The 12,247-nt window shown below is 61.0% G+C and carries 17 protein-coding genes; 13 read left to right on the top strand and 4 right to left on the bottom strand.

What is annotated here, in order from left to right:
- Nucleotides 1-3 precede the first annotated feature (3 nt).
- Nucleotides 4-579: a DUF2796 domain-containing protein gene (locus ACYZTR_RS25140; protein WP_461974754.1), complete on the bottom strand. Its 576-nt coding sequence runs from the start codon at nt 577-579 to the stop codon at nt 4-6.
- 135 nt (nt 580-714) lie between these two features.
- Here ACYZTR_RS25140 and ACYZTR_RS25135 point away from each other — a divergent pair, with 135 nt between their 5' ends.
- The gene (locus ACYZTR_RS25135) at nt 715-1,062 is read left to right on the top strand and encodes a hypothetical protein (RefSeq protein WP_461974752.1); all 348 of its coding nucleotides are present in this window, start codon (nt 715-717) and stop codon (nt 1,060-1,062) included.
- Here ACYZTR_RS25135 and trxA read toward each other — a convergent pair.
- The 3 genes from trxA to ACYZTR_RS25120 form a co-directional block, all read right to left on the bottom strand.
- Entirely contained in the window at nt 1,059-1,931 is an 873-nt protein-coding gene (gene trxA / locus ACYZTR_RS25130) for a thioredoxin (protein ID WP_461974750.1), read from the bottom strand. The genes ACYZTR_RS25135 and trxA overlap by 4 nt on opposite strands.
- Before the next feature lie 174 nt (nt 1,932-2,105).
- On the bottom strand, nt 2,106-2,762 hold the full coding sequence (locus ACYZTR_RS25125; protein WP_461974748.1) for a class I SAM-dependent methyltransferase: 657 nt from the start codon (nt 2,760-2,762) through the stop codon (nt 2,106-2,108).
- Nucleotides 2,759-3,223, bottom strand: a complete 465-nt coding sequence (locus ACYZTR_RS25120; protein ID WP_461974746.1) for a YbaY family lipoprotein — start codon at nt 3,221-3,223, stop codon at nt 2,759-2,761. Before ACYZTR_RS25120 ends, ACYZTR_RS25125 begins: the two co-directional genes overlap by 4 nt.
- Before the next feature lie 128 nt (nt 3,224-3,351).
- Here ACYZTR_RS25120 and nrdR point away from each other — a divergent pair, with 128 nt between their 5' ends.
- The 12 genes from nrdR (at nt 3,352) to ACYZTR_RS25060 (ending at nt 12,185) form a co-directional block, all read left to right on the top strand.
- Nucleotides 3,352-3,816 (top strand): transcriptional regulator NrdR, encoded by a 465-nt coding sequence (gene nrdR / locus ACYZTR_RS25115; RefSeq protein ID WP_003228656.1) that lies wholly within the window; start codon nt 3,352-3,354, stop codon nt 3,814-3,816.
- Entirely contained in the window at nt 3,813-4,946 is a 1,134-nt protein-coding gene (gene ribD / locus ACYZTR_RS25110; protein ID WP_461974743.1) for a bifunctional diaminohydroxyphosphoribosylaminopyrimidine deaminase/5-amino-6-(5-phosphoribosylamino)uracil reductase RibD, read from the top strand. The genes nrdR and ribD overlap by 4 nt, the downstream gene beginning before the upstream one ends.
- A 46-nt stretch (nt 4,947-4,992) precedes the next feature.
- Nucleotides 4,993-5,670 carry a riboflavin synthase gene (locus tag ACYZTR_RS25105; protein ID WP_461974741.1) on the top strand — a complete coding sequence of 226 codons (678 nt, stop codon included), beginning with the start codon at nt 4,993-4,995 and terminating at the stop codon, nt 5,668-5,670.
- A 31-nt stretch (nt 5,671-5,701) separates the two neighbouring features.
- Nucleotides 5,702-6,793 carry a bifunctional 3,4-dihydroxy-2-butanone-4-phosphate synthase/GTP cyclohydrolase II gene (gene ribBA / locus ACYZTR_RS25100; RefSeq protein WP_461974739.1) on the top strand — a complete coding sequence of 364 codons (1,092 nt, stop codon included), beginning with the start codon at nt 5,702-5,704 and terminating at the stop codon, nt 6,791-6,793.
- A gap of 91 nt (nt 6,794-6,884) precedes the next feature.
- The gene (gene ribH / locus ACYZTR_RS25095) at nt 6,885-7,361 is read left to right on the top strand and encodes a 6,7-dimethyl-8-ribityllumazine synthase (protein ID WP_003185938.1); all 477 of its coding nucleotides are present in this window, start codon (nt 6,885-6,887) and stop codon (nt 7,359-7,361) included.
- Nucleotides 7,358-7,858 carry a transcription antitermination factor NusB gene (gene nusB / locus ACYZTR_RS25090; RefSeq protein WP_008153530.1) on the top strand — a complete coding sequence of 167 codons (501 nt, stop codon included), beginning with the start codon at nt 7,358-7,360 and terminating at the stop codon, nt 7,856-7,858. Before ribH ends, nusB begins: the two co-directional genes overlap by 4 nt.
- 18 nt (nt 7,859-7,876) lie before the next feature.
- Complete coding sequence (gene thiL, locus ACYZTR_RS25085) at nt 7,877-8,842, top strand: thiamine-phosphate kinase (RefSeq protein WP_461974736.1); 966 nt, start codon at nt 7,877-7,879, stop codon at nt 8,840-8,842.
- A complete protein-coding gene (locus tag ACYZTR_RS25080; protein ID WP_461974734.1) occupies nt 8,839-9,342 on the top strand; it encodes a phosphatidylglycerophosphatase A family protein in 504 nt (167 codons plus the stop codon). The genes thiL and ACYZTR_RS25080 overlap by 4 nt, the downstream gene beginning before the upstream one ends.
- Nucleotides 9,343-9,362: 20 nt before the next feature.
- Entirely contained in the window at nt 9,363-10,100 is a 738-nt protein-coding gene (locus ACYZTR_RS25075; protein ID WP_461979889.1) for a substrate-binding periplasmic protein, read from the top strand.
- Nucleotides 10,101-10,351: 251 nt separating this feature from the next.
- On the top strand, nt 10,352-10,969 hold the full coding sequence (ribA, locus tag ACYZTR_RS25070) for a GTP cyclohydrolase II (protein WP_027924335.1): 618 nt from the start codon (nt 10,352-10,354) through the stop codon (nt 10,967-10,969).
- The gene (locus ACYZTR_RS25065; protein ID WP_461974731.1) at nt 10,966-11,385 is read left to right on the top strand and encodes an MFS transporter; all 420 of its coding nucleotides are present in this window, start codon (nt 10,966-10,968) and stop codon (nt 11,383-11,385) included. The genes ribA and ACYZTR_RS25065 overlap by 4 nt, the downstream gene beginning before the upstream one ends.
- On the top strand, nt 11,385-12,185 hold the full coding sequence (locus ACYZTR_RS25060; RefSeq protein WP_461974729.1) for a cobalamin-binding protein: 801 nt from the start codon (nt 11,385-11,387) through the stop codon (nt 12,183-12,185). Before ACYZTR_RS25065 ends, ACYZTR_RS25060 begins: the two co-directional genes overlap by 1 nt.
- The last annotated feature ends 62 nt before the right edge of the window (nt 12,186-12,247 follow it).

The following is a 12,247-nucleotide window of genomic DNA, read 5'->3' as shown; positions in this document are numbered from 1 at the left end:
AATTTAGAATTTCAGGGCGGCCGCCTTGGCCGTCACCTCTACGCCTTGCTGGCCGCTCGGGCTGATCAGTTGTAGCTGAATTTTCTGGGTCGCCGGGAACGTGTTGAAGATGTTCGCCAGGTCCAGCGTCTTCAACGCGCCGGGTGCCGAGCAGCTGAATTGATAATGGGCGTGGATTTCGCTGTGGTCGTGGTGACCATCCTTGGCCTCTTCGTCGTGATCATCATCGGCATCCGGCTTGTCGCCGAACAGCGGGCTTTCCAGTTCCTGTGTCGCGACCACGCAACCGGCGGCTTTCGGCAGGTTGAACAGCACCAGCGGTTTTTCAAGCTGTGCGCGGACGGCGGCAACCTTGGCTTTGTCGGCGTCGGTGGTGGCGACGTGTTCAAAGCCCACCAGGTTCATCGCCGGGCTTTCCAGTTCCAGCTCCAGGGTCTGACCGTCCAGCGCTGCGTTCAGGCGACCGACGCCATGTTCGTGGGCACCGAGGCTGCCGTGCTCATGATCATGTTCATCTGCGGCGTGGGCGACGGCCAGCGGCAACAAGGCAAACGGCAGAGCGAGAAGCAGGCGGCGCATGGCGGGTCTCCAAAAGTAAAATGAATAGTTTGTTATGTAATCTTATAACGTAAGTGCGGAGAGTTTGACCGGCTACTTGGCGTTGCACAAGTCCCATGGGAGCATGCAAGTGAAGAATTGTGCAGGAGCAAACTTATGTTGCGAATTCGCGGAAGCATCGGCGACTGGCCGGTGGATTTGACGCTGGAGATGGATGACGGTGATTGGGCACGGCTCGGCGCGCAGTTAAAAGTGGAGCAGACCGAGGCCAGTGCGGCGCCGGCAAAACCTATCAATCAGGATGATGCGCTGTGGCAGATCGCGAAGGATTTGCTGCGCAAGGCCGGGCAATTGAGCGGTCCGGATTTGCTCGATCAGTTAGAAGGATTGACCGGCAGCGCGGCGTCAGGCAAGCGGTTACTGGTGCGTTTGCGCCACTGCTCTGATGTGAAGGTGACGAGCGGCGCAGATACGCCGCTCTATAGCTGGATCGAAAACGCTTAGTAAAGCGCAGCAAACAACTTGCGACGATAAGTGGTCACCAGCGGGTGATCGTTGCCCAACAGTTCGAACACCTGCAGCAAGGTCTTGTGCGGCAAGCCTTCGCTGTAGCTGCGATTGCGCACGAACAGCTTGAGCAACGCATCCAGCGCCGCATCGTACTGTTGACGCGCCAATTGCTGGATCGCCAATTGATAAACCGCTTCATCGTCCTGCGGATTTTTCGCCAGGCGCGCTTTCAGGTCTGCCGCATCCGGCAAATCCTTGGCTTGGCCGAGAAACTGGATCTGCGCCTTGGCGCCGGCCAGGGAGGCCTTGTGCTCATCGCTCTTGACCGCGTCGAGCACGGTTTGCGCTTCGCCCAGCTCGCCGCGTTCGGTGAGGCAGCGGGCGTAGAGAATTAGCGCCTTGGCATGGGTGTTGTCTTCGCCCAGCAGCACTTTCAGTGAGGCTTCGGCGTCGGCGAAGCGATTGTCATCAAACAGCGCCTGAGCCTGTTCGAACGGGTCGGCAGCGGCTGGCGGCGGCATTTGCACGTGGGGCTCAAGCATCGCGCGCACAGCGGATTCTGGCTGTGCATCGGCGAAACCATCCACCGGTTGACCGTCCTTGAACAGCACAACAGTCGGCAGGCTGCGAATGCCGAAGCGCGAGACGATGTCCGGCTCGACGTCGCAGTTGACCTTGGCCAGCAGCAACTCGCCCTGATAACTCTCGGCGATGGTTTGCAGCATCGGCATCAACGCCTTGCACGGCGCACACCATTCGGCCCAGAAATCCACCAGCACCGGTTTGTGGAAAGAGTTCTCGATCACCGACTGCTCGAAATCGGCAGTCGTGGCGTCGAAGATGTACGGCGTTTGCTGACTCATGGGGGATCTCGTAAAAACGTGAATGGAGCAACTATACGGCGTGGCGGGGGTGGCCGGAAGCCAGAGTACCGATCGTTCCCACGCTCTGCGTGGGAATGCCTCAATGGACGCTCTGCGTCCGCTTTGGGACGCGGAGCGTCCCGGGCTGCATTCCTTTGCTGCGCGTGGGAACGGTCATGTCCGTGTGGCGTGGTAGAGGCTCACGTGCCGAAACTCTTCGGGCTCGGCCAGATCGGGCAAGGTCATGGCCTCGAGCACTTCAATGCGCCGATACAACGGATGACGAAAATCCCGAACCCGTGAATCCGCCACCAACGCTTCCCGGCCGCGACTGAGGAATTCGTCGAGCAACGGCAGATTCGCCCGGTCGTACAGCACGTCGGCAACCAGAATCAGATCAAACCGGTCCACCTCGGCGAAAAAGTCCATCGAGTAGCTGAGGTGTACGTCATTGAGTTCGGCATTCGCCCGACACGCGGCAATCGCCAGCGGGTCCAGGTCACACGCCACCACCTCCAGCGCTCCGGCCTTGACTGCCGCAATCCCCGCCACCCCGGAACCGGCGCCGAAATCCAGCACCCGTTTGCCTTTGACCCACTCAGGGAATTCGGCGAGGTAGCGGGCGATTGCCAGACCACTGGCCCAGCAGAAACTCCAATAGGGCGGCTCATGGAGAATGCGCCGGGTTTCTTCGGGGCTGAACACGCGGTCCATGTTGTCGCCGTCGATCAGCCACAGCTTCAGGTCGGTCTCCGGCAATTCACAGGCAACCAGTTGTGCGTCACCGAGCAGTTCACCTAGCGCCTGTTGCAGGTCGAGCGGTGCAATCATGGCGCTTTGACGAATTGCAGCTGACCCATTACTTGCGTGGTTGGCTGCGTGATGACCTGTGACGGCAGATGCAGAATCAGTTGGCCGGACTGGCTGGCGCGGCCACGCAGTTCAACTCGGGCACCGGCCGGAAAGGATTCCGGGTTGAAACGCAAGTGAAACGGCAGAATTTGGTTGGTGCCGATCAGGCTGGAACTGGCCAGCAATTGTTGCGGACGATCCTTGTCGTCGATCACCAGCAGCGCCAGTTCGACTTCGGCGCCGGCCGGCACGCCTTGCAAGGTGCCGCTCAATTCACGCTGATAAGCGGGCAGCGGGCCGAGGTTGGCTGACTCCTTGGCTTTCTTCTGCGCCTGTTGCGGCGCGGGGCCTGGCGTCGGTGGCTGGGACTTGGGCGCATCGCTGCTGCAGGCCACCAGCAGGCTGAAAAGACTGAGCAAAACGAGCGGTCTTAGGGACATTTTCGGCTCCAGCAAGGTGAAATCCATGGATCTAGCTCTATAACCCGTCTGTATACCGTAAACCCTATGGCTTGTCTTGCCACCGGGATGCGCTACCATGGCCCTCCCTTTTTTTGTTGCCTGCCACCATGCACTGTCCCTTCTGCGGTGCCAACGACACCAAGGTCATCGACTCGCGTCTGGTCGCCGAGGGCGAACAGGTACGCCGCCGGCGTGAATGCCTGGCCTGCGGCGAGCGTTTCACGACGTTCGAGACTGCCGAACTGGTGTTGCCGCGCCTGATCAAAACCGACGGCAGCCGTCAGCCGTTCGACGAAGAAAAACTCCGCGCCGGCATGCAGCGTGCGCTGGAGAAGCGCCCGGTGAGTGTCGAGCGCCTGGAATCGTCGTTGGTGCACATCAAACACAAACTGCGCGCCACCGGTGAGCGAGAGGTTAAATCCCTTGTCGTCGGTGAACTGGTGATGGCCGAGCTGCAAAAGCTCGACGAAGTCGCCTACATTCGCTTTGCTTCGGTGTATCGCCGCTTCCAGGACCTCAATGAGTTCCGCGAAGAGATCGATCGCCTGGCCCGTGAGCCGGTGAAAGAATGACCACCTCCGTAGAACAAGCCATCCTCGACGCCCATTACATGGCTCGCGCCCTGGAACTGGCGCGCAAAGGTCATTACACGACACACCCCAACCCTCGGGTGGGCTGCGTGATCGTGCGGGACGGGCAGATTGTCGGCGAAGGCTGGCACGTGCGCACCGGCGAACCCCACGCCGAAGTCCACGCCCTGCGCGCCGCCGGCGATCAGGCTCGAGGCGCCACCGCTTACGTGACCCTCGAACCTTGCAGTCACCACGGGCGTACGCCGCCCTGCGCCGATGCGCTGGTACATGCGGGTGTGGCTCGGGTAGTCGCGGCGATGCAAGACCCGAACCCGTCGGTTGCCGGTCGTGGCATGCAGCGTCTGGCCCAGGCCGGCATCGCTACCGAAAGCGGTGTGCTGGAAGGCGAAGCGCGCAAGCTCAATGAAGGCTTCCTGAAACGCATGGAACACGGCTTGCCGTTTGTGCGGGTCAAATTGGCCATGAGCCTCGACGGTCGCACGGCGATGGAAAGCGGCGAGAGCCAATGGATCACCGGTCCGGCGGCGCGTTCGGCGGTACAACGCCTGCGTGCACAGGCCAGCGTGGTGCTGACCGGCGCCGACACGGTGCTGGCGGACAATGCCCGTTTGACCGTGCGTGCCGATGAGCTAAACCTGGACCCTGAACAAACGGCCCTGGCCATGAGCCGCCTGCCGCTGCGTGTGCTGATCGACGGCCGTCTGCGAGTGCCGCTGGATGCGCCATTCTTCAAGGCCGGCCCGGCGCTGGTCGCCACGTGTATGGCGATCGAAGAGCAATACGCCAATGGCCCGGAGTGCTTGATCGTGGCGGGCGAGGATGGTTTGGTCGACCTGCGCAAACTGCTGGTCGAACTTGCCAATCGTGGGGTCAACGAAGTGTTGGTCGAGGCTGGCCCGCGTCTGGCTGGGGCTTTTGCTCAGCAAGGGCTGGTGGACGAGTTCCAGATTTTCATCGCCGGCAAGTTTCTCGGGTCCTCGGCACGGCCGCTGCTGGACTGGCCGCTGGCGCAGATGAAAGACGCGCCCGAGCTCAAAATCACTGAAATCCGCGCGGTTGGCGATGACTGGCGAGTCATCGCCATTCCTTCGCCAGCGGCGAGCGTATAATTGCGGGCCTGCGCCACGCGACGGCCCTGTTCTCGAGGAGGACTCCATGTTTACCGGCATCATCGAATCCATCGGCAGTATTCGTGCATTGACCCCAAAAGGCGGAGATGTGCGGGTACACGTAGAAACCGGCAAGCTCGACCTGAGCGACGTCAAACTGGGCGATAGCATCGCGGTCAACGGCGTGTGCCTGACCGCGGTGGAGCTGCCAGGCAACGGCTTTGCGGCGGACGTCAGTCGCGAAACCCTCGACTGCACCGCCATGAATGATCTGAAAAGCGGCAGCCCGGTCAACCTGGAAAAAGCCTTGACCCCGACCACTCGCCTCGGCGGGCATCTGGTCAGCGGGCACGTCGATGGCGTGGGCGAAGTGGTTGCCCGTACCGAGAATGCTCGCGCTGTGGAGTTCCGCATCCGCGCGCCGAAAGAGCTGGCCAAATACATCGCCCATAAAGGCTCGATCACCGTCGACGGCACCAGCCTGACCGTGAACGCGGTCGATGGCGCCGAGTTCTTGCTGACGATCATTCCGCACACCCTGAGCGAAACCATCATGGCGTCTTATCAGCCAGGTCGCCGGGTGAACCTCGAAGTTGACTTGCTGGCACGTTATCTGGAACGCCTGTTACTAGGCGACAAGGCCGCAGAGTCTGACGCTTCTCAAAGGCCGTCCGGAAACATCACTGAAAGCTTTCTGGCCGAGAACGGCTACCTCAATTCCTGAAACTCAATTTATGAAAGAAGGGGGGTGCCTTGTGGCGCTCAATAGCATCGAAGAACTGGTTGAAGACATCCGCCAAGGCAAGATGGTCATCCTCATGGATGACGAAGACCGCGAGAACGAAGGCGACCTGATCATGGCCGCCGAGTGCTGCCAGCCAGAACACATCAATTTCATGGCCAAGCACGCCCGTGGCCTGATCTGCATGCCGATGAGCCGCGAGCGCTGCGAACTGCTGAAGCTGCCCTTGATGGCACCGCGCAACGGTTCCGGTTTCGGCACTAAGTTCACCGTGTCCATCGAAGCGGCCACCGGCGTGACCACCGGTATCTCCGCTGCCGACCGTGCGCGCACCGTGCAAGCCGCTGCCGCGAAAGACGCCAAGGCTGAAGACATCGTCAGCCCCGGCCACATCTTTCCGCTGATGGCCCAGGCTGGCGGTACGCTGGCTCGCGCCGGCCACACCGAAGCGGCGTGCGACCTGGCGCGCATGGCCGGTTTCGAGCCGAGCGGCGTGATCTGCGAAGTGATGAACGATGACGGCACCATGTCCCGCCGCACGGAACTGGAAGCTTTTGCTGCCGAGCACAACATCAAGATCGGCACCATCGCCGACCTGATTCACTACCGGATGATCCACGAACGTACCGTTCAGCGGATTGCCGAGCAGCCGCTGGACAGCGAACTGGGCCAATTCAACCTGGTGACCTATCGTGATTCCGTGGAAGGCGACGTGCACATGGCCCTGACCCTGGGCACTGTGTGCGCGGAGGAGCCGACCCTGGTTCGGGTGCACAACATGGATCCGCTGCGCGACCTGTTGATGGTCAAGCAGCCTGGCCGCTGGAGCCTGCGCGCCGCCATGGCCGCGGTGGCCGAGGCTGGCAGCGGCGTGGTGCTGTTGCTCGGTCACCCGCTCGATGGCGACGTGTTGCTGGCGCACCTCCGCGAAACCGCGGAGCACGTACCGGCGAAAAAACCGACCACTTACAGCATCGTCGGTGCCGGTTCGCAGATCCTCCGGGACCTGGGCGTGCGCAAAATGCGCCTGATGAGTGCGCCAATGAAATTTAATGCGATATCCGGTTTCGATCTGGAAGTTGTAGAATACGTGCCCTCCGAATAATGACCGGTTGTTTCCAGTCTTTGATTCGCGGTTAACACATCACTGAGGGACGCGTAGAAAACGCGTCCCGGCTCTTTAAGAGATCTAACGAATGACCCTGAAGACCATCGAAGGTACCTTCATCGCCCCTAAAGGCCGCTACGCTTTGGTAGTAGGCCGTTTCAACAGCTTCGTTGTTGAAAGCCTGGTCAGCGGTGCAGTTGATGCCCTGGTTCGCCACGGCGTGAGCGAAAGCGACATCACCATCATCCGCGCGCCTGGCGCCTTCGAAATCCCGCTGGTTGCGCAGAAAGTCGCTCAGAAGGGCGAATACGCAGCAATCATCGCCTTGGGCGCGGTCATTCGTGGCGGCACTCCGCATTTCGAATACGTGGCTGGCGAATGCACCAAGGGCCTGGCCCAGGTGTCCATGGAGTTCGGCGTACCGGTCGCTTTCGGCGTGCTGACCGTTGATTCCATCGAGCAAGCCATCGAACGTTCCGGCACCAAGGCCGGCAACAAAGGTGCTGAAGCTGCCCTGTCCGCTCTGGAAATGGTCAGCCTGCTGGCGCAGTTGGAGGCCAAGTGATTAGCGACGAAAGTGATCGTTTCAACCCGCGCGATCCAAAGCCTGCGGATGCCGGCAAGCCATCGAAAAGCGTCAAGCGTCGCGAAGCCCGTCAGCTCGCGACTCAGGCGCTGTACCAATGGCACATGGCCAAGCAGTCGCTGAACGAGATCGAAGCGCAGTTCCGGGTCGATAACGATTTCAGCGATGTCGATGCCGCTTACTTTCACGACATCCTGCACGGCGTTCCGGCTCACAAGCCTGAGATCGACGCGGCACTGACGCCGTGCCTGGACATCACGATCGAAGAGCTGGACCCGGTTGAACTGGCCGTTCTGCGCCTGTCGACCTGGGAACTGCTCAAGCGCGTCGACGTGCCGTACCGCGTTGTGATCAACGAAGGTATCGAGCTGGCGAAAGTCTTCGGGTCCACCGACGGCCACAAGTTCGTCAACGGTGTGCTCGACAAGCTGGCCCCGCGTCTGCGTGAAGCTGAAGTGAAGGCGTTCAAGCGCTGATTCGCGCTTGAATCTGCGATGGGCGAGTTTGAGCTGATCCGCAACTTCTTCGCCGCCGCGCCTTGTGCGCAGGGCGGCGAAGGTGTTGCCCTCGGAATCGGCGATGACTGCGCCTTGCTGGCTGTTCCCCCCGGGGAGCAGTTGGCGATTTCCACCGACACACTCGTGGCCGGTGTGCATTTCGCAGACCCTTGCGACCCCTTTCTGCTCGGTCAGCGCTCGCTGGCGGTGGCCGTCAGTGATCTGGCTGCCATGGGCGCCACCCCCGTTGCCTTTACCCTTGCCCTGACGTTGCCGACGGTGACTGCCGATTGGCTGGATGCCTATGCCCGTGGTTTGAACACCATGGCGCAGAGTTGCGGTGTGGCGCTGGTGGGCGGTGATACCAGCCGTGGGCCGTTGAGCCTGACCATGACCGTGTTCGGTCGTGTGCCGGCGGGCAAGGCGTTGACCCGCAGCGGCGCGCAGCCAGGCGACTTGCTGTGCGTTGGCGGTGAGCTTGGCAACGCGGCGGGGGCATTGCCGTTGGTGCTCGGCCAGCGAACGGCTGAAGCTGCCATCGCCGATCCGCTGCTGGCGCATTACTGGTCGCCGCAGCCGCAGCTTGAGCTGGGAATGGCACTGCGCGGGAAAGCCACCTCGGCGCTGGACATCTCCGACGGCCTGCTCGCGGACTGCGGGCATATTGCCCTCGCGTCGAAGGTCGGCATTCAGATTGAACGGGACACGCTGCCATTGTCGAAGGCTTTAGTCGCCTTCCTCGGTCAATCGGGTGCAGAAGTAGCGGCCCTGAGCGGCGGTGATGATTACGTGCTGGCCTTTACCTTGCCTTGCGTCGAGTTAGCGCAATTGTTGAGCGACGGCTGGCCGATCCATGTGGTCGGGCGTGTTGTGACGGGGCAGGGCGTGGTGCTGCTGGACGCCGTTGGGCAAGACATCACCCCGCAAGCCCGGGGCTATCAACATTTTCGGGAGACACCGTGACAGATCATCCCAAACAGGTCCCTGCGGAATTCGTACCGCCGTCGGTCTGGCGCAATCCGTGGCATTTCCTGGCGTTCGGCTTCGGCTCGGGCACCCTGCCAAAAGCACCGGGCACCTGGGGTTCGTTAGTTGCGCTACCCTTTATCCCGTTGTGGCAGATGTTGCCCGACTGGGGTTACTGGCTGATGCTTGGCATCACCATGCTGTTCGGTTTCTGGCTGTGTGGCAAAGTGGCCGACGATTTGCGAGTGCACGACCACGAAGGCATCGTCTGGGACGAAATGGTCGGGATGTGGATCACCCTGTGGCTGGTGCCGCAAGGTTGGTACTGGTTGCTGGCTGGGTTTTTGATGTTCCGCTTCTTCGACATACTCAAGCCGTGGCCGATCCGCTGGATCGACCGGCATGTGCATGGCGGCGTCGGGATCATGCTCGATGACGTATTGGCCGGGGTGTTTGCGTGGCTGGCGATGCAGGGGCTGGTATGGATTTTCGCCTGAAGGGCGAAGCAGGGGTAAGGATGGCTCGACGCTGGTTGGCGGTGATGGTTTTCACGATGTTTTGCTCGCTCGCCCAGGCGGGTGACGGGGCGACAACGCCGTCGGTGATTTATCTGGCCAGCGAAGACTGGGAAGACTACACCGCCGCCGATGGCCACGGTCTGGGTTGGGACGTGTTGCGCAAAGTCTTTGAGCCAGCGGGGGTCAAACTGGATATCCGCAGCGAACCCTACGTCCGCTCCATGGGCTTGGCCCAGCGCGGCGAAGTCGACGCCTGTGTCGGCTCCTATCATGATGAGTCCAGCGACCTGCTCTATCCGCGCTGGAACTTCGATACCGATCACATCTATGCCCTAGGGCTGGCCAGCACCCCCGCACCGACCCCGCAAACCCTGGGCAACTATCGACTGGCCTGGGTCCGCGGCTACGACTATCAGGATTACCTGCCCAACGTACGCCGCTATAACGAAGTCATGCGGCGTACCGGGATTTTGTCGATGCTGACCCACGACCGCGCCGACTTTTACATCGACGCGCTGACCGAGGTCGACTACGTCATCAGGCGGGCCAAGGATCCGTCGCTGTTTCGTCGGACCCATATCGCGGAATTGCCGCTGTATCTGTGCTTTGCCAAGACGCCCAAGGCCCGAGCACTGATGGCGCTGTTCGATCAGCGCATGGACGTGCTAGTGAAAAACGGCCAGCTGAAACCGATCTTCAAGCGCTGGAAACAACCCTATCCGTTCGACCCAAACTGAACCAAATCTTGTGGCTGGCGACGATCCACTGTGGGAGCGAGCTTGCTCGCGATGACGGTGTGTCAGCCACGTCTCTGCTTGCTGACAGTCCGCTATCGCGAGCAAGCTCACTCCCACAGGGGGCTTGGGCGGGCTTGAGATCCAACTTTTTGATCGTTATGCGCCATAATTCAGCCTGAGCGTCTGTAGGAGCGTGCTGTTACAATGCCGCGTCTGCGAATCTCCAGTACTTATTGATCAGGAGCACACCGGTGCCTGTCGTTTTTGTCGCCGCTTCCAAGCTGCCAACGCCTTTTGCGCAATTCACCATGCACGGCTTTCTCGATGAAGAAAACGGGCGCGAGCACGTTGTGCTGAGCCTGGGTGAGTTCGCCGACGGTGCCCCGGTACTCGGCCGGTTGCACTCCGAATGCCTGACCGGCGATGCCTTGTTCAGCCAGCGTTGCGACTGCGGCTCGCAACTCGAGGCCGCCTTGCAAGCCATCGCTCGTGAAGGCCGTGGCGTGTTGCTCTACTTGCGTCAGGAAGGCCGGGGCATTGGTCTGCTGAACAAGATCCGCGCCTATGAATTGCAGGATGGCGGTGCCGATACCGTTGAAGCCAACGAGCGTCTGGGCTTTGCCGCTGATCAGCGCGACTACGCCATGTGCCTGCCGATGCTGGAGCACTTGGGCGTGAAGTCCCTGCGTTTGATGACCAACAACCCACGCAAGGTCAAAGCCTTGACCGACATGGGCATCGTGGTCGCCGAGCGCGTGCCGCTGCACACCGGCCACAACCCGCACAACAAACTCTACTTGGCCACCAAGGCCAGCAAGCTTGACCACATGATGGGCAACGAGCATCAGGGTGAGGCTGACCGCGCGTGACCCGAGGTCAGGTGCGGCGGCGACTGTCCGTCAACTGGTGGCAATACCTGGCGTTGGCTTTGTTGCCGCTGTTCGTGATCAACGGCGTGTTTGGCCAGAGCGAGGCGATCCTGCCGGTGCTGGCAATGCCGTTGTTCATCGCGGGTGTGGCTTCGATGTTTGTCAGCCTGAAGTTCTTTGGCGGCTACAAGCACGCGTTGATCGCCACTCAAAAAGCCCTCGACACCCCTGAAGAACCTGCTGCCTGGATCGCCCTGGCGGGCAAACGTCGCACGGCGTTCCTGGCTGCCGGCCTGCCGGCCTGGATCGGCGCGTTGGCGGTATTCGTCGGCCTCGAAGCCGTGCCGTTGATGTTGTTGGCGCTGTCGACCGTGGTGCTGTTCTACCTTTACCGTATTCCGCGTCAACTCGGTTGATGCGATCTGTCTGGCTGGCGGTTTTGCTGCTGGCCGTCAGTGGCCCGACGGCTGCGGTCGAACGCGTTGTCAGCCTCGCGCCGTCCCTCTCTGAAATCGTTGTTGAGCTGGATTCAGCCGACCTGTTGGTGGGTGTGCTGGATGCCGGAGAGCGTCCTGCCGAACTCAAAGACCTTCCTTCCGTTGGCCGGTACGGTCAGCTGGACATGGAGCAGCTGCTCAGTCTCAAGCCCGATCTGCTGTTGCTCTGGCCCGGCAGCGTTGGCCCGGCCCAGCGTGAACAGCTCAAGCGGTTGAACATCCCGACCTACGTTGCTGAGCCCCACAACCTCGAACAACTCACGTCGCAGATTGAGGCGATTGCCTCACAGCTCGGCCGTCGGGAGCGTGGCGTTTCATTGGCTGAAAAGTTGCGTCAACGACTGGATTCGCTGCGCCAGCGTTATCGCCGGGATGAGCCATTGCGGGTGTTTTATCAGGTCTGGGATCGACCGCTGTACACCGTTGGCGGCGGGCAGATCATCAGCGATGCGCTTGAAGTGTGCGGGGCGCGCAATGTGTTTGCCGACCTGACACTGCCGGCGCCGCAGGTCAGTATTGAGGCGGTATTGCAGCGTAATCCAGAAGTGATTCTGGCCAGCGATCAGGCGCAACTCGATGCGTGGAAAACCTGGCCGCAAGTGGCGGCAGTGGCGCAGGGGCAACTGCTGTTGGTGACGGATAAAGGCCTGGAGCGGCCGAGTGGGCAAATGATCGAAGCGACGGCCAAGTTGTGCCAGCTGATCGCGCCCGACCGCTGAAACCGAGGTGCCTGCATCGCGAGCAAGCTCGCTCCCACACTGGATTTGTGAACGACACAAAA

The organism is Pseudomonas sp. Hz4 (genome assembly GCF_054898165.1).
Note: the sequence above shows the minus strand (reverse complement) of the source record. Positions and strands in the feature narration are given on the sequence as shown.